17 protein-coding genes, 1 tRNA gene and 1 pseudogene are annotated in these 21,907 nt (G+C 46.1%); 13 read left to right on the forward strand and 6 right to left on the reverse strand.

The features are described 5' to 3' along the window. Positions 1–27: 27 nt before the first annotated feature. Positions 28–612: pseudogene (locus tag QUA10_RS16480) on the reverse strand (Uma2 family endonuclease). 315 nt (positions 613–927) lie between these two features. Here QUA10_RS16480 and QUA10_RS16485 point away from each other — a divergent pair. From QUA10_RS16485 to QUA10_RS16505, 5 genes are all read left to right on the forward strand, one after another. Beyond that, positions 928–2,580 carry an AarF/ABC1/UbiB kinase family protein gene (locus tag QUA10_RS16485; protein WP_333083537.1) on the forward strand — a complete coding sequence of 551 codons (1,653 nt, stop codon included), beginning with the start codon at positions 928–930 and terminating at the stop codon, positions 2,578–2,580. A gap of 296 nt (positions 2,581–2,876) precedes the next feature. Then, a complete protein-coding gene (locus QUA10_RS16490; protein ID WP_333083523.1) occupies positions 2,877–3,083 on the forward strand; it encodes a hypothetical protein in 207 nt (68 codons plus the stop codon). Between the two features lie 233 nt (positions 3,084–3,316). Further along, positions 3,317–4,261, forward strand: a complete 945-nt coding sequence (gene uvsE, locus QUA10_RS16495) for a UV DNA damage repair endonuclease UvsE (protein WP_333083524.1) — start codon at positions 3,317–3,319, stop codon at positions 4,259–4,261. Between the two features lie 106 nt (positions 4,262–4,367). Then, complete coding sequence (locus QUA10_RS16500; RefSeq protein ID WP_333083525.1) at positions 4,368–5,039, forward strand: SOS response-associated peptidase; 672 nt, start codon at positions 4,368–4,370, stop codon at positions 5,037–5,039. A gap of 150 nt (positions 5,040–5,189) precedes the next feature. After that, the gene (locus tag QUA10_RS16505; protein WP_333083526.1) at positions 5,190–5,576 is read left to right on the forward strand and encodes a VOC family protein; all 387 of its coding nucleotides are present in this window, start codon (positions 5,190–5,192) and stop codon (positions 5,574–5,576) included. Between the two features lie 113 nt (positions 5,577–5,689). Here the strand turns inward: QUA10_RS16505 and QUA10_RS16510 are convergent, their stop codons facing one another. Then, positions 5,690–6,307: a CP12 domain-containing protein gene (locus QUA10_RS16510; protein WP_333083527.1), complete on the reverse strand. Its 618-nt coding sequence runs from the start codon at positions 6,305–6,307 to the stop codon at positions 5,690–5,692. 631 nt (positions 6,308–6,938) lie between these two features. Here QUA10_RS16510 and glpX point away from each other — a divergent pair. The 3 genes from glpX to QUA10_RS16525 all read left to right on the forward strand — a co-directional run bounded on the left by glpX (position 6,939) and on the right by QUA10_RS16525 (position 12,644). Further along, positions 6,939–7,976 (forward strand): class II fructose-bisphosphatase, encoded by a 1,038-nt coding sequence (glpX, locus tag QUA10_RS16515; protein ID WP_333038520.1) that lies wholly within the window; start codon positions 6,939–6,941, stop codon positions 7,974–7,976. Between the two features lie 145 nt (positions 7,977–8,121). Then, complete coding sequence (locus tag QUA10_RS16520) at positions 8,122–9,414, forward strand: glutamyl-tRNA reductase (RefSeq protein WP_333083528.1); 1,293 nt, start codon at positions 8,122–8,124, stop codon at positions 9,412–9,414. A 209-nt stretch (positions 9,415–9,623) separates the two neighbouring features. After that, positions 9,624–12,644, forward strand: coding sequence for a UPF0182 family protein (locus QUA10_RS16525; protein ID WP_333083529.1), 3,021 nt, complete (start codon positions 9,624–9,626; stop codon positions 12,642–12,644). 165 nt (positions 12,645–12,809) lie between these two features. Here QUA10_RS16525 and QUA10_RS16530 read toward each other — a convergent pair whose 3' ends face one another. The 3 genes from QUA10_RS16530 to QUA10_RS16540 all read right to left on the reverse strand — a co-directional run bounded on the left by QUA10_RS16530 (position 12,810) and on the right by QUA10_RS16540 (position 16,448). Then, on the reverse strand, positions 12,810–13,478 hold the full coding sequence (locus QUA10_RS16530) for a hypothetical protein (protein ID WP_333083530.1): 669 nt from the start codon (positions 13,476–13,478) through the stop codon (positions 12,810–12,812). 252 nt (positions 13,479–13,730) lie between these two features. Then, the gene (locus QUA10_RS16535; RefSeq protein WP_333083531.1) at positions 13,731–14,681 is read right to left on the reverse strand and encodes a hypothetical protein; all 951 of its coding nucleotides are present in this window, start codon (positions 14,679–14,681) and stop codon (positions 13,731–13,733) included. 240 nt (positions 14,682–14,921) lie between these two features. Then, on the reverse strand, positions 14,922–16,448 hold the full coding sequence (locus QUA10_RS16540; RefSeq protein WP_445304826.1) for a site-2 protease family protein: 1,527 nt from the start codon (positions 16,446–16,448) through the stop codon (positions 14,922–14,924). Between the two features lie 273 nt (positions 16,449–16,721). Here QUA10_RS16540 and QUA10_RS16545 point away from each other — a divergent pair, with 273 nt between their 5' ends. Continuing rightward, the gene (locus tag QUA10_RS16545; RefSeq protein WP_333086311.1) at positions 16,722–16,868 is read left to right on the forward strand and encodes a hypothetical protein; all 147 of its coding nucleotides are present in this window, start codon (positions 16,722–16,724) and stop codon (positions 16,866–16,868) included. Between the two features lie 129 nt (positions 16,869–16,997). Beyond that, positions 16,998–17,183 (forward strand): hypothetical protein, encoded by a 186-nt coding sequence (locus tag QUA10_RS16550; protein ID WP_333083533.1) that lies wholly within the window; start codon positions 16,998–17,000, stop codon positions 17,181–17,183. Between the two features lie 170 nt (positions 17,184–17,353). Here QUA10_RS16550 and QUA10_RS16555 read toward each other — a convergent pair. Further along, positions 17,354–17,427, reverse strand: a tRNA-Arg gene (locus tag QUA10_RS16555). A 940-nt stretch (positions 17,428–18,367) separates the two neighbouring features. Between QUA10_RS16555 and QUA10_RS16560 the strand changes: the two genes are divergently transcribed. From QUA10_RS16560 to QUA10_RS16570, 3 genes are all read left to right on the forward strand, one after another. Further along, the gene (locus tag QUA10_RS16560) at positions 18,368–19,042 is read left to right on the forward strand and encodes an Npun_F0813 family protein (RefSeq protein WP_333083534.1); all 675 of its coding nucleotides are present in this window, start codon (positions 18,368–18,370) and stop codon (positions 19,040–19,042) included. A gap of 561 nt (positions 19,043–19,603) precedes the next feature. After that, positions 19,604–20,662: a hypothetical protein gene (locus QUA10_RS16565; RefSeq protein ID WP_333083535.1), complete on the forward strand. Its 1,059-nt coding sequence runs from the start codon at positions 19,604–19,606 to the stop codon at positions 20,660–20,662. 154 nt (positions 20,663–20,816) lie between these two features. Continuing rightward, positions 20,817–21,833: a hypothetical protein gene (locus tag QUA10_RS16570; protein ID WP_333083536.1), complete on the forward strand. Its 1,017-nt coding sequence runs from the start codon at positions 20,817–20,819 to the stop codon at positions 21,831–21,833. Positions 21,834–21,907: the final 74 nt, after the last annotated feature.

The following is a 21,907-nucleotide window of genomic DNA, read 5'->3' on the forward strand; positions in this document are numbered from 1 at the left end:
TGTGTTGTGCCTTACTATTTACTTTATTTACAGAATTTCTTCTAAATTCAACACAAAACCAGGCAGTACATCTTCCCCTGATAGAGTCGCAGGATTTTCGATAATTTCAACATCTTGACTGGGGCGATAAATTTCTACCCGCCGATTTTGCCTGTCAATTAACCAACCCAATTTAGCACCGTTATCTATATATTATTGCATTTTCTCTTGAAGTTTTTTCAAGGAATCAGTCCGAGAACGCAACTCAACAACAAAATCGGGACACAAAGGAGCAAAACTGTCTTTTTGTTCGGGTGTTAAAGCATCCCAGCGTTCTTTTTTGACCCAAGAGGCATCAGGAGATCGATCGGCACCATTGGGGAGCCTAAAGCCTCCAGAAGAGTCGAAGGCAACTCCTAGATTATTTTGCCGGCTCCAGGCTCGAAGTTGATACGATAGATCCAGATTGCGCTTGCTAGTTTCACTGCCTGTCGGTGGCATAATAATTAATTCCCCTGATGCTGTACGTTCAAATTGATAATCGCGGTTGTGCTGACAAAGCTGAAAAAATTGCTCGTCAGTTAAGTTGATGGATAATTCGATCGAGTTGGTAGGGAATTGGATGGCAATCATGTCTCTTATACGTTATTAAACACATTGAGAATCGGGTTTGTAATAACTTACTCATTCAAGTCTCTGACACATCTTTTCAAGTCAATAAATTTAATTATAAAAATATCATGTCTGCTTTGACTGTATCTTACTATGAAGAACAATGCCACGGCCAAAGACCGATCGCCCCCACACCCCAAAATTCGTGAAGCAAAGCTATCCCGTAGGGAATCGCACCCTTTCGCCCAAGTTATTCCCCAAGACACTGGTCAGCCCGGTCAACAGCGCTATCCTAGTAGTTATATAGCCCTTAAACCCGATCGACCCGGAGGCCCCTTGTTTAGCCTAGTTCAAAACACTTCTCGCAAAGGAGAAATTCTAGAGGTCGTCTTCCGCAACGGTTGGGACTACATGAAAAGCCTCCTAACCGGCCGCAAAACCGACGCACCCAGTCTCCCAACTCCAGCAGTTCTCCGCAATATCCTCGTCGAATTAGGCCCAGTATTTGTCAAATTGGGTCAATTGCTGAGCACCCGTCCCGACCTTTTACCGGCCACCTACATCGAAATCCTCTCGACGCTACAAGCGGAAGTGCCGCCCGTACCGTGGTCGCAAGTAGAAGCAATCGTCCGCCAGGAACTCACACAATCTCTCGAAAATACCTTCGCTAAATTTAACACTCAAGCCGTCGCTGCAGGTTCGATCGCCCAAACCCACAAAGCTACTTTAAAAGACGGCCGCGAAGTCGCCCTCAAAGTTCAGCGCCCCGGTATTGAGATTGTCATCGAACAAGACATCGCCGTACTCCGAGGTTTGGCAGAACTTGTCATGCTCACAGACTTCGGTCAACAATACGATATTGTCGCCTTAGCTGAAGAATTTGCGATCGCCCTGCGTGCAGAACTAGACTTCATTCAAGAAGCCAGCTATACAGACGAACTACGTCGCAATTTATCTAAAAGTAAATGGTTTGACCCCACACAAGTTGTCCTACCAGAAATTAACTGGGAGTTAACTACAAAAAAACTCTTAGTAATGGAGTGGCTGAACGGAGTCCCGATTTTGTTAGGCGATTTGCAAGGAATTCGCCACCAAGGAGATATAAATGCCGAACGCGAAGAAATTACAACGCTGCTTTGCCGCGTTTTCTTCCAGCAGTTGTACATCGACGGATTCTTTCACGCAGACCCGCATCCCGGCAATTTATTTTATCTCAAAGATGGCCGGATAGCTTTGCTAGACTGCGGCATGGTCGGCAGATTAGACCCGCGAACTCAGCAAAATTTGACAGAAATGTTGCTGGCAATTGTCGATTTAGATGCTCAGCGCTGCGCTCAATTAACATTGGAAATGGCAGAATTTGCTCAGCCGAAAAGTTTAGCTGTTCTCGAGAACGATTTGGCTCGAATGCTACGCAAGTATTACAATGTGAGCTTGTCGCAAATGAACTTGTCGGAAATTTTTTATGAGGTGCTGGAAATCACCCGCAAAAATAAAATTCGACTGCCCAGCAATCTCGGTTTGTATGCAAAAACTCTAGCTAATTTGGAGGGACTGGCGCGCTCTTTTAATCCCCGATTTAATATTGTAGAGCAGGTCAAACCGCTGATGACCGATATGTTTCGGCGTCAGTTATTAGGAGACGATCCGATCCAAGCTCTGCTGAGAACTGCCCTGGATCTCAAAAGCTTATCTTTGCAATCTCCGCGACAGGTGGAAGTGCTTTTAGACCGAGTTACTTCGGAAACTTTGAAGTGGAACTTGACCCTAAAAGAACTCGACCCGCTGCGTCGCACTCTGGGGGATTCTGCGAACCGACTTTCTTTTAGTATTGTCGTGGGTTCGCTGATTGTAGGGGCGGCAATTATTTCTTCTAACGCACAAACTCCTCAGCTATCTTTTCTGAGCACTGGTTTGTTTGGGGCGGCGAGTTTTTTGGGTTTGTGGTTAGTTATTAGTATTATGCGATCCGGCCGTTTGCGGAGTTAATTGTCAAGGAGAAATAGGGAAAATCATGAGAGATCTAGCCTTTCTCAATTTTCGTGAGGTACACAGGCGACCAATTCCCGCTCGGATTGCCATTCGCAGAGATATCTTGAAATTATCTGCGTTAATCTGTGTTTATCTGCCTTAATCTGCGGTTTTCCTATCTACCGCACTGTTGCCGAGAAAGGCTATAGCATCCTCAACTATTAAGCAACATCTCTGACTTAAGATAGGCGATCGCCCCCAGCAGCCAAGTCTAAGCTAGAAATTGTTCCATAAACCTAATTGAGGAAAAAAAGATGAGTAGCGGTCACGCCAGCCATAAAGGCTCTTCCACAAAACCCAATACCAACACTAACGGTCAAATTACATCCCCTGAAGACCAACCCGCTGACCCGCTAAATCAAGAAACATCCGGTTATCCGTTCCATAACGAAGCAATGGAAAATCCTGTTGCCACCGCGCGGCCCAAGGAAGAGGCTGATTCTCGCCAAGAACAGCAATAGTTATGTCGATTAAATTGGCATCGATATGCTATCTGCGACGCGGTTGATTAGAGGTTTGATAAAAATTAGGTTTGTACTAATTACATCTTGCACTTCCAGAGTCCGCCAGCGATTTCAATCTCTGCCGGACTCTTTAGGCAGGTTCAGTAGTACCTAAAAACTTCAAGACTAAAAACTCAAGTCCTTACGAAAAACCTATTTAACATAAAATTAAAGTTAGGGATTATTGCTAAATGAGCGAGATTAACAAAGTAGTGGAACAGGAAAAATTGCCGGAATTGGGATTAGTCTGTATTACAACATCCGATGCAGTGCGCTTTCGCACTGTCACCAGGAAGCGACTTTTACAGCTTTCGGAAACTGAACAAGAAAAAGTATTACGCGAGCTTTATACAGACAACTTAAAACGCCTTGACAAAGCGATCGACTTCTGTTCAGCTAATCAGATTAAGCTGTACCGGATGACTTCTGCACTGTTCCCTTTTGCAGATACAGATTTGGGGGAAGCAGTGCTACACTCTATGACTGAGGAATTGCGGACTACGGGCGATCGCGCAATTTCCCTCAACATCCGCTTGGTACTCCACCCCGATCAATTTGTCGTCCTCAGTTCCGACAAGCTTTCTGTGGTTGAAAACAGCATTAAAATTCTCGCGACTCATGCTTTAATTTTAGATATGTTGGGACAGCCCCGATCGCCCCTGGCACTGATGAACATTCACGGCGGCAAGAGCGATCGCACTTCGCAACTCAAATCAGTAATCCGCGATTTACCCGAATCAATTCGATCGCGCTTAACCTTTGAAAATGACGAATACGCTTACAGTTCCTCGGAAATTTTAGAAGTTTGTCTCGATACCGGCGTACCAATGGTTTTTGACGCCCACCACCACGTCATTCACGAACATTTAGAAACTTACGACGATCCCAGCGTTGCCGAAATGCTTGCAGCAGCCCGCACAACTTGGTCTGTTCCTGAATGGCAATTAGTACACATATCGAATGGCAGAGAATTTTTTGCCGATCCCCGCCACAGCGATTTAATTACAGAAATGCCTAATTGTTATTATCAGGCTCCTTGGATTGAAGTAGAAGCTAAATTTAAAGAATTAGCTATTGAAAAGTTGCGCGCCGAATGGTTGTCTGCGAATGTTCCACAATTTAGCAATGTGTCGTAGGGGGGGGTTTTACAAACCATCTTTGCCTAACACCAATAATCTCGAAAACCCGCCCCGCCCAACGTTAAATCGCAATCTACGTTTTTGTTAAAACCAATTATAAATTATGTGTGGACGATACACTTTAACTACTTCAGGTCAAATCATCGCCGAATTCTTCAAACTGTCGGAAGTTCCCGACATCAAACCGCGATACAATATCGCCCCAACTCAATCAGTTGCCACAGTAACAGTTGAAAAAGAAAAAATGCAGCGACAGTTTCAATTTATGCGCTGGGGTTTGATTCCAAGTTGGGCAAAAGACATGAAAATGGGCAGCAAGATGATCAATGCGCGATCGGAAACTGTAGCCGAAAAACCTGCTTTTCGCAGCGCCATCAAGCACAGGCGATGTTTGATAGTCGCTGACGGTTTCTACGAATGGCAACAGCAGGGAAAGAACAAACAGCCTTACTATTTTCAAACGGCAGACGGCGAACCTTTTGCTTTTGCAGGTTTGTGGGAAAATTGGGAATCTCCAGAAAAAGAAAACATTGTATCTTGCAGTATAATTACTACCGCTGCTAACGAAACAGTCCAGCCGCTGCACGATCGAATGCCTGTGATTCTTCCCGACAGCGATTGGGAACAGTGGCTAGATCCTGCTGTTAAAAATGCTCAGGAAGTTTTGCCTTTGTTAAAGCCCTATGCTTCCGAAGCCATGAAAGCAAAGGCGGTAAGTGCGATCGTCAACAGTCCAACTAGAGACAGTCCCGAATGTATTAGCGATCGGCAATAAATCATTGCAGCGGAGAAAACCGAGATAGTTTGAGTTATGATATAAAATGATGTTTGAGTTGTAGCTGTGGTTTTATAAGGATCAGTTTAACTCAGTTGTTATGTACTCAAACATTTTTTAAATCTTAACATCAGTTAGAAGACCAAAAATATGATCGGATACGTTACACTCGGTACCAACGATATTGAAACGGCAGCCAACTTTTATGATGCTTTGCTTGCTGAAATTGGCGCTAGACGATTCATGGAATTCGACGGATTTATCGCATGGAGCGTTTCTCCAGAGGGACCAGCACTTGCTATTACAAAACCCTTTGATGGTAACAGAGCAACTGTTGGCAATGGAGTAATGATAGCTCTTCAAGTTGACAGTCCCGAAAAAGTCAACTTAGTTTATAACAAAGCGATCGAACTTGGGGCTAAGGATGAAGGAGCGGCGGGGCCAAGAGGCGTGTTGCCGGGGTTTTATGCGGGATATTTTCGCGATCTTGATGGGAATAAGCTGAACGTGTTTTGTATGACTGAGCCAAACACTTAAGATTTTTATTTTTCGTGAGGCTATCAGAAAAAAAGCTCTTTCCGATAGTTAGCTATTAGTTATCAATCCATAAATAAGAGTTGATAACTAATAACTAATAACTAAGGACTAAATTAACTGTCGTAAATCCGCGCTTCAGCAGCCTCTGGATTTTCCTCGCAATACTCGTCAAAAGCCGTTTTTTCAAGCTTCATCGATCGCTGGTGAGAAGCCTCAGCCTGCATTTCCTCTACAATATCCCACGCTACCGCACACTCTCTAGAAGTAGCGCCTTTCTCGGCACAGATAGTTCTGGCATCCGCGATCGCCTGTTCGATTTGTTCGTCAAATAAAATACTCTTCGGCTTCTCAAGAAAATCGCTTTTTGTCAATATATCCGTGACAGAAATAATGCCCACTAGCTCGTCCTTAATCACCGGCGCCCGGCGGATGCGGGTATTGGCGAACAACCTAGCCACATATTCCACGCCCAAGTCAGGATTCACCGTGATGCACGGTTTGGTCATAATCTCGAAGACGCGGACTTTTTTCGGGTCTACTCCGTAGGCTGCTACTTTATAGACAATATCCGTTTCTGTGACAATGCCGTAGGCATCTTGTTCGTGGCGGCGTTCTACAATCAACGCGCGCAAACACAAATCGTTCATCATCGCCACCGCTTCAGCTACAGTTGCCGAACCGCGAATGGTAACAACATCTGTGGTCATAATGTCTTGGGCTTTCATCATCATTTTTTATTGCTTCCCGCTGATAAAGTTTACTACGTCCCGATTTGGGGCTGTCCATTTGATTTGTGATCCTCATTAGGACTTACCCTCAGAAACCCGGTTTCTACCAAAATGTTGGGTTTATTTATATCTTGCACCATTGTCAATTAGCCTTTTATGACCAGGCTTTTCGGCCTGTTCCACAATAAAATTTATCTTGGGTGGAACGGGCCCCAGAGCCCGTTAAGCGAGAATGGTGGAAGATGTGAGGTTTAGTAACGATAAATCCGGTCTAGCAACCAGGTCTCTGAGAAATCGTGGGATCGCAAACTAATCATAAAACCTTTAACGGCATTCGGGATGACAAGTTGCCTGACACAGCCCCTCGCTCCGAACCTCTGGAGTCCGCGATTTAGCGCTCAGAGGGCAGGGCTGTTCCATTCTCTTGTAGGGGCCGTGCCCCCGTGCCGGCCCTCTTGGTCGGATCTTTGAGCTGGTTGGGATCAGATTTTCCAGCCCCAGTCTCAAAGAAGCAAAAGTTAACACAAACTAAGCCACTGCTTGCGCTCGCACAGATCCCCGCCTCTGATAAACTTGATTGCTGGGAGTGCAAAAGAGCACAAGGCACGCATCAGCAGTTGAGAGGATCTAGTTCGTGGACAATGTAATCGGTTTAGAGATTATCGAAGTAGTTGAGCAGGCAGCCATCGCCTCCGCTCGCTTGATGGGCAAAGGCGAGAAAGACGAAGCCGACAGAGTGGCTGTAGAAGCCATGCGGGAGCGCATGAACAAAATTCATATGCGCGGCCGCATCGTGATCGGCGAAGGCGAGCGCGATGACGCACCAATGCTTTACATCGGTGAACAAGTAGGTATTTGTACCCGCGAAGATGCCAAAGATGTCTGCAACATAGATGAATTGATCGAAATTGACATCGCTGTTGACCCCTGCGAAGGTACTAACCTGGTCGCTTACGGTCAAAACGGTTCGATGGCAGTTTTGGCAATCTCTGAAAAAGGTGGTTTGTTTGCGGCACCGGATTTCTACATGAACAAATTGGCTGCTCCTGCGGCTGCTAAGAATCATGTAGATATTCGCAAAACGCCGACTCAAAACCTCAAAATTATCTCTGATTGTCTCGGCCGCAGTATTGAAGATTTGGTGGTGGTGGTCATGGATCGCCCCCGACACAAAGATTTAATTAATGAAATTCGGCAAGCGGGTGCAAGAGTTCGGCTGATCAGCGACGGCGACGTTTCGGCAGCGATTTCTTGCGCGTTTTCTGGTTCCAACATCCACGCACTTATGGGTATTGGCGCAGCACCGGAAGGTGTGATTTCCGCAGCAGCAATGCGCTGCTTGGGCGGTCACTTCCAAGGGCAGTTAATTTACGATCCGGCTGTTGTAAAAACTGGTTTGATCGGTGAAAGCAAAGAGAGCAATATCGCTCGACTTAAAGACATGGGCATCACAGACCCAGACAAGATTTACAATGCTGAAGAGTTGGCATCTGGAGAAACAGTTCTGTTTGCAGCTTGCGGGATTACTCCCGGAACGCTGATGGATGGAGTTCGCTTCTTTGGCGGTGGCGCTCGCACTGAAAGTTTGGTAATTTCTTCTCAGTCGAAAACTGCTCGGTTTGTGGATACAATCCATATGTTTGACCAGCCGAAATCTTTGCAATTGAATTAGTGATTAGTTAGTGGTTAACAGTTAAATGTTAACAATTAACAGTTAACGGTTAACAGTCACCGATGATTAGCAATTAGCGATAAACTAAGAACTAATAACAGGTGACTGTTAACAACTAAGAAAGAAATAGTGACAAATCACAGATATGAATATTGCAGTCGTAGGTCTCAGCCACAAAACAGCGCCGGTAGAAGTTCGCGAAAAACTAAGCATTCCAGAACAGAAAGTTGAAGCGGCGATCGCCCAATTGCGCGGCTACCCGCACATTCAAGAGGTTGCCATCCTCAGCACTTGCAACCGCTTAGAGATTTATATTGTTACCAGCGAGTCGGAGCCTGGTGTGCGAGAGGTTATTCAGTTCCTTTCAGAATGCAGTAAAGTTCCTTTGCAGTCTTTGCGCCCTCACCTGTTTATTTTGCTGCACGAAGATGCGGTGATGCACTTGATGCGAGTGGCTTCTGGCCTCGACAGTTTGGTGCTCGGAGAAGGACAAATTTTGGCTCAGGTAAAACAAACTCACAAACTCGCCCAGCAGTACAAAGGTGTAGGCAGAATTTTAGAGCGCTTGTTCAAGCAAGCTCTCACAGCAGGGAAGCGAGTTCGCACGGAAACTAGCATCGGTACCGGTGCAGTTTCTATCAGTTCGGCGGCGGCAGAATTGGCTCAAATGAAAGGTCAGCATTTAGCAAGCAGCAAAATTGCGATTATCGGTGCTGGTAAAATGTCGCGGCTTTTGGTGCAGCATTTGCTATCAAAAGGAGCTAGCCATATTTCGATTGTTAACCGCTCTGTGCGGGGCGCCCTGGAGTTGGCAGGTCAGTTTAAAGATGCTGAATTGCACCTGTATCAGCTCTCGGAAATGATGCAGATAATTGCCAGTTCTGACTTAGTTTTTACTAGTACCGCAGCTACCGAGCCACTGTTAAATAAAGCTAAATTGGAAGCGGTTTTAGACCCGAATCGCCCTTTGATGTTGGTGGATATTTCTGTGCCACGCAACATTGACTCGGATGCGAACGAACTCGCTAATGTGCGATCGTTTAATGTGGACGACTTGAAAGCAGTGGTAGCTCAAAATCACGAAAGCCGCCGCAAAATGGCAATGGAAGCTCAGGGCTTGCTGGAACAGGAAGTAGAGGCTTTTGATCTCTGGTGGCGCAGTCTGGAAACGGTTCCTACTATTAGCTGTTTGCGGGATAAGATAGAATTGATTCGGGAACAAGAGTTAGAAAAAGCTTTATCGCGTCTGGGTTCGGAATTTTCGGAGAAACATCAAGACGTGATTGAATCTTTAACAAGGGGGATTGTGAATAAGATTTTGCACGATCCGATGGTACAATTGCGAGCTCAGCAGGATATTGAGGCGCGGCGACAAGCGATGCAAACTTTGCAAACACTGTTTAATTTGGATGTGGATGTCAATCAGCAGTACAGCTAGTTTGTCATTAGTCATTGGTCATTAGTCATTAGTCAGTTGACAGGAAAGCAGTTAGCCGTTGACTGGAAAGCAGGAGTCATATTATGCCCGGTCAATTACCATGAATAAAAATGCCTCCAACCCTTGCGGCCAAAGCATCATTCGGGAGGGTAAATTGCTCGAACCTGATATCAGTTATCATTCAACCAATAACTAATGACTAATAACTAATGACTAATAGGCGAATTTGTCAAATAATCCTACTGATTGCGGTGCTATGGCTGGTTTTTGAATTAGCCTCCCGCATTGCGGCAGAAATTCTCTGGTTTCAGGAAGTTGGATATCTTCAGGTTTTTCTGTTAAAGCTGAAAACTCAAGGGTTGCTGGGGACGATCGCAATTGCTGTTTCTTCTGTCTTTTTGCTGGGAAATTTGGCTTTAGCCCGCCGCCTGCAAAATCCTGCAGAAGAAATGAAATTGCCGGTTGTGGGGGCGCTATTCGCTTCACTGGGGGCGAACAACACGGGGAAGAATACCCGGAAGAATTACGAAATACCTGTTGCTAAATCCCCAATTAGCTTTTCCTGGCTGCTGTTGGCAGTATTCGGATTGAGTTCGATCACAACTTTTATAATAATTCACTGCGGGCTGTTAGCTGCAAACAGCCTCACCTATTTCGGTATAGCGGGCAATTTACCTCCACCGCCCGTGCAGTTGGGAATTGAGTCAATCCAGCAAATAGCGGTGCAGCTATTTTCTCGCTGGTGGCAGTTAGGCTTGCTGCTGGGGACAATGTTAGCTGTGGTAATTAAGCCTGATTTTTGGCTGCGGGCGATCGCCCTTTTTCTCAGTTTGGCTATCGGGCTGATTGCCGCCAGTCGCTGGACAAATGTTTTGCAATATTTTTACCCTATTAATTTTAACACAACCGACCCTCTTTTTAATCAAAATATTAGCTTTTATGTATTTATTTTGCCAATCTTAGATTTGCTAGGATTCGGGCTGACAGTCGTATTTTTGTACAGTTTAGTATCTTGTGCTTTAACATATTTGCTATCGGGAAATAGCCTGAGTCAAGGGAGATTTTTGGGGTTTTCTCGATCGCAGCAGCGGCACTTGTACGGGTTGGGTGCAGCTTCCATGCTAGCTATTGCAGTGCGCTACTGGTTGGGGCGCTATGAATTGCTGTATGCGCGGGGAGACGTTACTTACGGGGCAAATTATGCTGACGTGATGGTGCGGCTGCCCTCCTATGGATTTTTGAGTATTTTGGCGGGGGCGATCGCATTTTTGATGCTGTGGCAGGTTTACCAATTCAAAATTAAGAATGAACTCATAAAAAAAATTCTTTTAGCATGGGTGGCTTTAACTCTTGTGGGAGGTTGGCTGCTGCCACAAATTGTGCAGCAACTCATAGTTCAACCTAACGAACTAGCACGAGAACAGCCGTACATTCAGCGCAGCATTGCCTTTACTAAAGAAGCCTTTGACCTCAGCACAATCGAGATAAAAACATTCGATCCCGCCGGACAACTTACTTATGCCGACTTAGAAAAAAATCAACTTACTATTAGCAACATCCGCCTGTGGGACAAGCGACCGCTGCTGCAAACCACCCGACAGTTACAGCAAATCCGACCATATTATACATTTCCTGATGCCGATATAGATCGCTACACAATCAAAAATGAAAAAGCGCAAAAGGGAGATTCGGACAGCCAACAAGTGTTTCTGGCAGCGCGGGAATTAGATTACACAGCAGTTGCCCCCGATGCTCAAACTTGGGTGAACGAACACCTAGTTTACACTCACGGTTACGGCTTTACTCTTTCTCCCGTAAACAGAGTCGGTGTCGGCGGTTTACCCGATTATTTTGTCAAAGATATTGGAGTAGCAGCCCAGAAAGGAGAGACTGCTTTGGAAGTAACTAGCGATCGAATTCGAGCTAGTATTCCGATCGGCTACCCGCGCATTTACTACGGCGAAATCACCGATACAGACGCGATGGCGCCCACAAAAGTCAAAGAATTCGACTACCCCAGCGGCGAAGACAATGTTTACAATACTTACAACGGTAGGGGCGGAATTGCGATCGGTTCTCTGTGGCGGCGCTGGCTGTTTGCTAATTATCTCAAAAATTGGCAAATGGCACTAACGCGCAATTTTACCCCAGAAACTAAATTACTGTACCGCCGAAATATTAATAAAAGAGTCCGGGCGATTGCTCCTTTTTTGCGGTACGATTCTGACCCGTATTTAGTAGTAGCCAACGCCAATCTTAGCCATGATGATATAGAAAAAGAAAAAGATAAAACTAGCAACAAGATTAAACCTTCACCCTCGGCTACTGATAAATCTCCCAACTATCTTTACTGGATTATCGATGCCTATACAGCGAGCGATCGCTATCCATATTCTGACCCCGGAAATCATGAGTTTAACTACATCCGCAACTCCGTTAAAGTAGTGATTGATGCCTACAATGGGTCTGTTGACTTCTACGTTGCCTATCCCTCCGATCCGATTATTAACAGTTGGATGGCTATCTTTCCAGGACTCTTCAAACCCCTAGACAAAATGCCTCCGGCTCTCCGCAAACATATCAGATATCCAGTAGATTTGTTAAGCATTCAATCAGAACGCTTGCTAACTTATCATATGGAAGACCCGCAAGTATTTTACAATCGGGAGGATTTGTGGCGAGTTCCCAATGAAATTTATGGCAGCGAACAGCAGCCCGTAGCACCGTATTATTTGATTATGAAGCTGCCAACGGAAACAGTAGAAGAATTTATTTTGCTGCTTCCATTTACACCAGTAAGTCGTAACAATTTAATTGCTTGGATTGCAGGGCGATCCGATGGTAGCGAATACGGAAAATTGCTCTTGTATCTGTTTCCCAAACAGCGATTAGTTTACGGCCCGGAACAAATTGAAGCTTTAATTAACCAAGATCCAGTTATTTCTGAACAAATATCTCTCTGGAATCGCCAGGGATCCAAAGCACTTCAAGGAAACTTATTAGTAATTCCCATAGAACAATCTTTACTGTATGTGGAACCTCTTTACTTAGAAGCCGAACGCAATAGTTTGCCAACTTTAGTCAGAGTTATTGCTGTCTACGAAAACCGCATTGTCATGGCAGAAAATCTTGAATTGGCACTCAAGGCACTTTTTCAGCAACAATCTACTAATAAACCGATCATTATTCGACCTGTGGAAGGAACAGCACCAGCTTTAAATAGTCAATGATATCAATTCCGATTGCACTCATCATGATTGTTGAGTGTTGGCTGTTGACTTTTGGCTGTTGACTGTTGACTGTTGACTGTTGACGGGCGGGTCGAAAAACTGAATGGTTGAGTGTTAAGTGTTGACTCGATTTTATTATTTCTATGCAACCCGAAACGATATAAATTACTGCGATTTATGTTCGCTAGCAGCCTTGATATCCTGCCACCAAACATCGACATAGGGCCACATCAATCTCTCGTCTGCTCCAGAATCTAGTTTCACTGTCACCTCATAACGGTTAATATGCGTGAGCTCGCCTGTTTTGCCATTCAAGTGCAATTGTTGGGGATTGTCGGTGATAATTTCTACCCTTTGATTCAACAGTGGCAGCATCTGGGTAGAAGAACCCTGAAACGGATTTTTGCCTTTGATCACATAGCCACCAATCAAAAACAAGTACATTGAAGCTAAAAAAAATACTGTACATAAACCCACAATTACCAGTGTCTTTTGTTGTGAAAAACTGGTATAAACGCTCGTATATCCTACTATCATAGTTCCAAAAAACAACAAATTTGGCAGGTACAGCCCATCTTCCAGAAACACGCTACCAAAAAAAATGAGGGCTATCTGAAAACCAAATAATGCAGCCACCCAACTCCAGCCAGTTAGCAAAGATCCAGATAGTAGCCAATTCATGGCTAGAGTAAGGGCGATCGCCATTGCTATTGCCCCAAGTGGTGCTGCATAATCGTACTGTCTGAAGGGAAGAAGAACAAAAAATACTAAAGCATAAGCAAAACCCGCAAAAGCCAGTGCTAATCCACTAATTATTTCGTTCCTGTTCAGCATGGCAATCGATTTTTACATCCCTAAAGTTAAGCGTTCATCTTCCGTTGTGATAATAGCCCTTGAAAATTCCCAGCGGACTAAGGTCAGAAATTCTAACCGTAGGGGACGCCACAAGAACCTTACCGCTATATTTAGGGGAGGGAACCGATTTGTCAACCAAGCGTGCTATTGCAGTTTCCCAAGGTGCAAGATTAACGATGACCGCAAGCACAACTTAGCCGGATCTGAAGGTGAAATTTTCAGAAAACCAGATTATTTAGGGTCGATCGACTTAACAAATTGTTGCACAGGCTGTGGTAGAGCCGGCACAAAAGTCTTTCTAAAACCCCTAACATCGAACACTCGCCACAAAATACCTACCGCTACCGTCAAGAAAAATAACGCTCCCAAAAAATTGAACACAGTAGACAGAAAACCGCTGTCCCTTTTTTTCGGAGGTGTAATATGTTTCATGCGATATACAGCCGGCTCGTAATCTCTCGCCTCCTCGCGATTACGCCGCGGTGTTTTGGGCCGCGAACTCGCACTGCGGCTTTCAGTCAAACCCGTTTTATTAGTTTTAGTAAAACTGCTGGGCGACTTTAGCTCAGAAGCGCCGCGGGTTCCCGTTAACTTACTAGCAGAAGCCCCCGTGTGGCCAACAGCAGCATCCTGAATTCTGCTGTTAGGGCGCTGAGTCGATTTGCGTTCGGCGAGGGTACGCATCAAACTTTGCAATTGCTGAGTCGCCGCCGGCGGGCGTTCCCCTTTCCTCGCCCAATTTAACAGCATCGCCCCGGTAATCCCGCAGAGATTCGTAGCGCCTACAGAAGCCAGCCGCTTCAGCAGAGGCTGGCTGTTGGACACAAAAATCACCAATGCGTCCGGGTGTTCTTGAGCCAAACCGTAAACGCACTGAGCCGTCGCCACCACCAGCATTGCTGGCTTGCTTTGATTTTTGATCGAAGGTTCGAGAGCGCGGTGTGTTTCCTGAGCGTCAGTTGCAATCCAGCCGCTGTCGGCAAAAAATCGCATAAACTCTCTAGCTACTTGCTCTTGAGCTTTTTCCACCGCTTGCCCTGTCAGACGATCTATTTCGTCGTACACTACTTCCGGGATATAGCAAGTTCCCACCTTCGCATATTCTTGCCAAACTTGGGTTCGGCCAGTCATTAAAACATCTGCATCAAAAGTTACCAATACAGGAGGAAGTTGATTAGCCATGACTGTATCCTATAGGCTCAGATAACTTATTTAAACTTAATCGATCGAGTTTAAACAAATTTTGGGTTGTAAAAAAATCAACTTTTGGTAGTAGATAAATTGCCCTGGGCGCGGGCATTAATGGGAAATTAGTAGTTAGAAACCTGATCACCCTTCAGTTACCAGTTTGATCGCTCAATTCCTATATTCCACTAATTTACCGCAACCCAAGAGCCTATTACCAAAGATGCCCGGCTACTGCTAATTCCCTATTCCCAGACGGCCAGCCAAAGCCGGAGTCAACGGCAACAGCACAGCAATCATCAAGAACAAAGCTAGCAAACCAAAAGCCGCGCGAGCGTCGTCAGGCTCAGTCAGCTCGTTGAGGCTCGGCCGCTCCAGATTCCGCTGTAAAATCAGAATCACGATCGCCCAATACAGAGCCAAAGGATTAACTAAAGAAACGATAGCCAGCACCACAAAAGTCGCCAAAGTAGTGCGACTGGCTATTTTCCGACCGTAGATGGCTTGCACGATTCTACCGCCGTCCAACTGTCCCGCCGGCATCAAATTAATCGCTGTTATTACCAAGCCCAACCAACCGATAACTACCAGCGGGTGAACGTCAACAATCTGCTGCTGCAACGCCGAACCCAAAACCACTTTTGCCAAAGTTCCCACCAAAACCGAGCCCTTGAAAAATTCTGCGGGAATTTGAAACAAACTGCCGGGGTGAGAAAGCAGCAAACCCGTTACCAGCATTAGCAGAGAAACTATTCCCCCAGCCGCTGACCCGGCAAAAGCGATGTCAAACAAAACTTTACGGTTGGGCAGCAGCGACTCAAAACGGTCGATCGCTCCAAAACAACCTATCTGCAAAGTTGGTATAAAAAACGGCCAACTCAAGCCAACCTTGTACCGATTTGCCAGCACTCGGCGAGCAATTTCCCCAGATCCTAAAACCGCCCAAATTCCCGCTGCAATTGGCAGAACTTCTAGATATCTAGCGGGCGAGTTAAAGAAATCGAAACTTAGCAGCAAACCGCCTGTCTCTAAGCTAGTAGCAATTGTTGCCAGCAGCAGGACGACTGCTAGGATTTTTTGAGACACGGTTGTGGGCTGGGGGTCGTTGGTGCTGGGCAAGATAATAACTACGGGCTTGTCGTCCTGATTTTCTACTAAAAATAGGCGGTAGCGATCGTTTAATTTTTCTTCCAAACTTGCCGTCAAACGTGAGTGTACTTGTTCTGGGTCTCCTCGGAGATTGCCTTTGAGAATTACCCCATCTTGATAGGGAATCGTTTCTGTGGCAAAGAAAGTATCAATTCCAAAGATGCCTTTAATTGCCTTGAGGTCTTCCACCGGAACGGGAATTATTTCTGATTCATTATTCGCAGGCGACGAGGTGACGATCTTAATGGTTTCTGGGCCTGGTGGTCGCTGCGACTCAGGGGCAGAGAAAGCATCGCTTTGGGACTTTACCTCAGCAGCATCCGGCCGCGGCAGCACTGTATCGGATGCAGCCTTACGCAATTGCCGGCCCAGATAAATGTACAATCCCGTGGATGCCACTAGCAGCAACAATACCGCAACTAGATTGAGGTAAATTCCGGCAGCGAACAAACCAAAGAACAGCAGCCAGGGACTCATCAGCGCAACAGACTGCAACCAAGCCAAAATTCCCAGTTTGCCAAAAGGTCTGGCGCGATAAAATCCCCAACCCAGAATTCCCAGAGCAACCAATACGAGCGCAATTGTTGCCGTATTTTCCGATGCAACTATAGGCATTCCGGTTGTTTGCGCCAATAGGGGCTTTAATCGGTCGATCGCGCTGCGGTCGAGTAATAGCATTAAATTTTGGGGAACATTAAATAGAGTTGTTGGGAACATATCCAAACCTGTCGGAAACTAGCCTGATTACTAAGGATAACCTCTGAGGGCTACTCAGCCCACAACCTGCTGCTGGTGCTGTTTGAACATCGCAGGATCTAGTTTATTGACACAATAGACTTTTTATGATACCACATCGGCTGTGTCAAACCTATACTCAGAAAGGTAGCAGTGTCGATCGCCCAGAAGCAGGAAGATTCGCCCAGTTTGGCAGGTGGGGCTGTTGCTTCGGATTTGTTTTGGATTTCGGACATCCAAAACAAATCCGAAGAAAATAATATCTCAGCCTCTCTTTTCTTGGCAGGAGAAAACTGCTGAAACCCTAGCGATGGCAACGATGAATCGCTCAGGTAGGAATAGAAAGCGGCCAACAAGCAACTTGCAGAATGGGACAAGGAACTGAAGCAGTTACACGAGCGCAACGGCGATTTGGGACTGAAGGTTCAGATGCTGGAGCGAGAACTCAAGGAAGTGCAGCGCGATCGGGAGGAAAATAAAAACTCCGCTCCGACCGTCGCAATTTTTCCAGAAGCGGCCGACTTGCTCAACCAGTTAAAAGCGCGACGCAAAAAATCCAGAGCGGACTTGGCAGACGTGGATCCGTTCTTGGAAATATTGGGTTCGGAGAGTTAACCCGTGTCTACCGACAGGATGCCGGGATACCACCTGACCCAGATAAGCGGTGTTTCGCATTTGTTGTGCGAAACAAAAGCACAACAAAAGCACAACAAATAAGGTTTGAGCTACTCTCTCCTTTTCGGTAAAGAAGGGCTCAAAGCATTGATGGTATTAGGTTTTATTAACGGGTACGGCAGGACTTGAACCTGCGGCTCGCTGCTTAGAAGGCAGCTACTCTATCCAACTGAGTTACGCACCCAACTCAAAAATTGCTAACAACATTATTGTATAGGTGCAGTGTGCGATCGAGCAAGTAAATTATGTGATGACTTACGCAGAAACCGCTTTGAGGTGCAAAAATATGGCGTGCAGTGCGATGGTTCGGGAAAAAAACCAAGATGATGAGAGTGCCTTTGCCTTCAAGACTGTATCTGACAAAAGCTGGAGGAACTCACCTGCAAACAGCACAATTGTAAATTTACAATCAAAACTAGGTAGGACGTGAACTCGCGTAAAGTATTTAGGAGTCGAGTTGAAACCCAACTATTGGGTCGATCGGATATCTCTCCCAATTAAGACGGAACTCAGACAGCAAAAGAGTCTCAGGTGCTTTTTCCCAGATGTCTATTGGTTATGTTAACCTCCCCTAGTGGCAAAGCCTAAAACGCTGACCCCATTAGCGAAAAACCAGAGCTCGTCTCCTGATTTGAGGGATGAGTTGAGCCAGAATGACTAATTTGCTGATCTTGAGTTATGTTGGCTAACATTATGCTCGACTTGATATTTGATAAAAATGTGGTAGAACTAGGATTGAAAGACTCAGGTGAAAATCCCTGATGGTACGGAGCCTCTATATAAGCTTCCTCTACGGCATCAAAGCAAAACAGTCAATCGCCTGCTCGGCACGAGCGAGAAAATCAAGCGTTGCCAGTACAGCAGTCGTAAATTGTGCGCGGGGGATTTTCCTTCGTGCATTGATTTATACGCCAAGGCTGAGAGACAATCTCAGCTTAGATATTTGTTAGCATTTGTTAGCAAAAAAGTATCGGAACGCTTGAGAAGAGAACCATCTCTGGGTGATCGGGAGCAATCCTGCTAATTTAAGTGGACTCGCTGAATCAAGAATCCCCTCGCCTTTAGGCATCGGGAGTGTCAAAAGCACAGCACCTCGGCCATGACAGGAGTCAAATCGCAGTGTCATGTTTATTCTGAAACGGCAGGATGTTGAAATAACCAATTTTCAACACCCAAAACGGGATCAACAAATTCCCATTCTCAATTATCAGGGGCAGACTTTTCGCCTGATCAGCGCCTTCAACGGCAAGCAAGCAGAAGACGCCAGAGCCTTGTGGCGGGACTTAACCGACAACCGAGGCAAAGCCTGTGTTCTGCTAGAAGAGCCGGATAGATATAGCGTCTGGGGAAAAGTCCGTTTAGATCAGCTTGCCGGTGAAGAACCGGCAGGGAATGAAGCAGCCAAAGCACCACTGTTCGCGCAGGCTTGTCTGCTGCTACTCCAAGCTGTTTACTTCGATGTAGAAGACCTTTTAGGCGCAAGGCAAGCCACATCGTTTCAGAAAGATATCGCCAAGGTATTTCAGCAGGGAAACTTCCCCCAGGCAGACTCCCCTGATGCGATAAAAAACTGGCTAACCGTTAGTCCCTTGCAAACTCACAAGGTGCCTCCTTGGCAAGAGCAGCATCTCAAAACCTTATTGCAAGAACTCCACCGCTTGGGCAAATCATATTTTGGCAATACGGACTTCGCGGAGGGAGTGAGCGATGTGCTGCAAGATATGCCAGCACCGGATCGGACTCAGTTTCTAGATTGGCTGAAACAATCAGCCCTCAACAAGTTGTGGATCGCAGGATAGAAAATCTGTGACAATTTCTCAGACAATTGGGTCCAGATAATTCAGCTTAGATAATTGCACTGTAGGGGGTACGCGATATACAAGTTGGATTGCCAACTTGTATTGACAACCAAATTGTTGATTCGGTTTGGATGCCACCTATGGTCTGGCAATTTAACTCTGTTTCGATCGCACTCCCCAGTCACAATCATTGATACGAGTGGGGAAGAGTGAAAGCAAAAAAACAGCTCCCTCAACCTTTGAGGGTATAATTTCAGAGATAGATTTGGTACTGTAAAAACCTTAATGGTGGAGACATCTACCGTATATCTATCATTATATTTCCGGGTACAAGATCGACTAACGACTAATTTATTGAATTAGTAAATAGAGATTATTCTTGCTTAGTCTTTCTATCGTGTACGAGGGCAAAAAAAGTCCCGATGACACACTGAGGACGCCAGTTATTCCGGAAGCGTCAGATCTAGGTTTTTTAAGTTTTTTTGGCGAAAGAATCCTCATCTACAATCAAAGATTGAGATGGGGTGCGTTCAACCGCTAGTTAGGTCTCGTGGAATCCCTATGAGTAGCACTTCAGAAAAGTCATCTACATCTTCATCTTTACTGTCAGCTCAGACCCTAGTGATTGCAGGCATTGTCTGGGCTGTCATGGCGCTGCTGTTTTTTTTGCTGTTCAGCGTCCCCCTCTCAGCAGAAGAGGGTTTACCTCTGTGGTACTCGATCGGCACTTATATTTTTGAATGCGGAGCATACTTGGGAGCGGCTTTAGTCTGTTTTAGAAACTGGCAAAGCCCCCACATGGTCAGCGGGCGCAACGTCTGGCTGGGCATAGGTCTGGGGATGCTGTTCTATTTCATAGCCGGCGTGCTGTTCGGGATTTGGGAACTCTATTTCGGGTTAGACCCGGACGTGTCTCCAGCAGATGCGTTTTATCTGGCCAGCTATGTGGTACTGATCGGGGGCATGGTTGTAGCCGTGACTTCCAAGCGGCTGAATCTAGAAATTTGGCAGTGGGCTTTGTTAGCGGGAATTGCAGCCTTCGGGATAGCTGTAGCTATTTGGGTTGCTGCACCTGACTCTTGGAGGGCCCAGCTAGGAATGGCTCCGGCAGCCACTCAAGAAGAAGTAGTGACATCTGCACCAGCAACCGCTGCCACAGGAAGAGCGCCTGCTTTGGAAAATTCGTCTAAGTTACAGGCAAAAGCAGCCACGACCGATGCTGCATCAGCACCCGAAGAAGAAGAAGAAGCAGAAATCAAAGCTCCCGCATGGGTGATGGCACTTGACAAGCAACTGGCGCCTCACAAAAACGCAATCAATTTGTTTTACATCGTTGGGGATGTTTTTCTGCTGATTATTGCTACTGCATTGCTGCTGGCGTTTTGGGGAGGACGTTTTTCCCAATCTTGGAGAATGATTGCGGCTGCAACTTTTTCGCTTTACATCGCAGATATGTACTTTAAATGGCGCGATACTCAGGCTGAGGGTAGTTATCAAAGCGGCAGTTTGCTGGAAGTCTTTTTTGTTTTCAGCGCCATCCTGTTCGGCATTGGAGCTATCTTGGAACATGACATCTCAACCCGTTCTCGCCAGAGCAGGCGCAGTCGTCGCGCAGCCTAGCGATTTCAGATTAGGGTTGCTTTGGCAAGCGATGGGGAGGCGAAAGCTTTTTTGCCCTTGTCGGCATCTCTGAGCTTGAAATCGAAAATCACAAATCATAGTTCGCTGACTGCTAGCCTGCGTCTTTTCACGTCTTTTTGCTGGAAAACTTGGCATGACGCCTACAAAACTCTCCGATTCCGATAAACGCGAACTCATCAGGCTGTACCGACAGTCTAACGAGAATACTATCACTCTGGCAAAGCGCTACGGAGTGAGCAGTTCGACTGTGAGGCGCATCATTCAGGGGGCTTTGTCGGAGCCGGAATACGAATTTCTAGTGCAGCAAAAACAAAAGCGTTTGTCCGATCGCAGCAGTGTTTCTGAACCGACAGAGGCGACTACTGAGTCGTCGGCAGATGGCGAAACCGATCCTGTAGCTGTCCCCCTGTCGGAGTCAGTCCCTGTCCTGCCGTCAGCCTCAAATTCGAGACCGACCATCCGAAAGCGTTCTAACTCAGTCCCTGAACCAGTTGCAGAACCCGAAATTCGAGGCAATGTAGAGTCTGATTTAGATGTTTCTGATTTGCCAGATGCCCAAGCCACCCATCTTGCCGATCGAAGCCACCGCGCTGTTGTGACTGGTGAACTAAAGGCAATGCTGCCAGCAGAAGGGCTGCTGGCAGGTGAAGACTTTAGGGATTTCGAGGACGACGACGAGGATGAGGAGAATGATGAGGAGGATGAAGACGATTTAGATGACGACTTCGACGAAGATGTAGAGGATGAACACTCTCTGTTTGAAGGCAGTCTCCTGGGTTCACTATCGTCGGGCGAGTCGATCCTCTTCGAGGGCTTCGCTAACGAGCTTCGGGGTACAGGGCTGATTCAAGTTTTGCCTTTAAGCGAAGCATCTCTGCCCAAAATTTGTTATTTGGTGGTCGATCGTGCGGCAGAGTTAATCACTAGACCTCTAAAAGCTTTTGGCGAACTCGGTCAAATTCCGGCGGCGGAAATTCGCGAGAAAACCCTGGCAGTGTTTGACAATCACCGAGTGGCCCGCCGATTTGCTACTCGCAATCAAAGAGTTTTCAAGATTCCTGACAGCAGTATGCTGCAAAAAGCAGCACCTTATTTGCGAGCTAAGGGAATTACTCGATTGCTGATTGACGGTCAGGTATATTCCCTCTAAGCTGTCAAACATCTAAACTGCATTAACTAAGTTGCCTTTATTTTTTATCTTTCGGTTCCATTTCATAATTAGTC

The organism is Microcoleus sp. Pol8_D6, from assembly GCF_036700965.1.
In the GTDB taxonomy this organism is placed as follows: Bacteria; Cyanobacteriota; Cyanobacteriia; order Cyanobacteriales; family Microcoleaceae; genus Microcoleus.

Bases quoted from the DNA above. Each gene is read 5' to 3' on its own strand.
- QUA10_RS16520 (WP_333083528.1), top strand. From the start codon at position 8,122: ATGAATATTGCAGTCGTAGGTCTCAGCCACAAAACAGCGCCGGTAGAA.
- QUA10_RS16500 (WP_333083525.1), top strand. From the start codon at position 4,368: ATGTGTGGACGATACACTTTAACTACTTCAGGTCAAATCATCGCCGAA.
- QUA10_RS16530 (WP_333083530.1), bottom strand. From the start codon at position 13,478: ATGCTGAACAGGAACGAAATAATTAGTGGATTAGCACTGGCTTTTGCG.
- QUA10_RS16560 (WP_333083534.1), top strand. From the start codon at position 18,368: ATGTTTATTCTGAAACGGCAGGATGTTGAAATAACCAATTTTCAACAC.
- QUA10_RS16525 (WP_333083529.1), top strand. From the start codon at position 9,624: ATGACTAATAGGCGAATTTGTCAAATAATCCTACTGATTGCGGTGCTA.
- QUA10_RS16550 (WP_333083533.1), top strand. From the start codon at position 16,998: ATGCTGGAGCGAGAACTCAAGGAAGTGCAGCGCGATCGGGAGGAAAAT.
- QUA10_RS16510 (WP_333083527.1), bottom strand. From the start codon at position 6,307: ATGATGATGAAAGCCCAAGACATTATGACCACAGATGTTGTTACCATT.
- QUA10_RS16565 (WP_333083535.1), top strand. From the start codon at position 19,604: ATGAGTAGCACTTCAGAAAAGTCATCTACATCTTCATCTTTACTGTCA.
- QUA10_RS16540 (WP_445304826.1), bottom strand. From the start codon at position 16,448: ATGCCTATAGTTGCATCGGAAAATACGGCAACAATTGCGCTCGTATTG.
- QUA10_RS16490 (WP_333083523.1), top strand. From the start codon at position 2,877: ATGAGTAGCGGTCACGCCAGCCATAAAGGCTCTTCCACAAAACCCAAT.
- QUA10_RS16535 (WP_333083531.1), bottom strand. From the start codon at position 14,681: ATGGCTAATCAACTTCCTCCTGTATTGGTAACTTTTGATGCAGATGTT.
- uvsE (WP_333083524.1), top strand. From the start codon at position 3,317: ATGAGCGAGATTAACAAAGTAGTGGAACAGGAAAAATTGCCGGAATTG.
- QUA10_RS16570 (WP_333083536.1), top strand. From the start codon at position 20,817: ATGACGCCTACAAAACTCTCCGATTCCGATAAACGCGAACTCATCAGG.
- QUA10_RS16505 (WP_333083526.1), top strand. From the start codon at position 5,190: ATGATCGGATACGTTACACTCGGTACCAACGATATTGAAACGGCAGCC.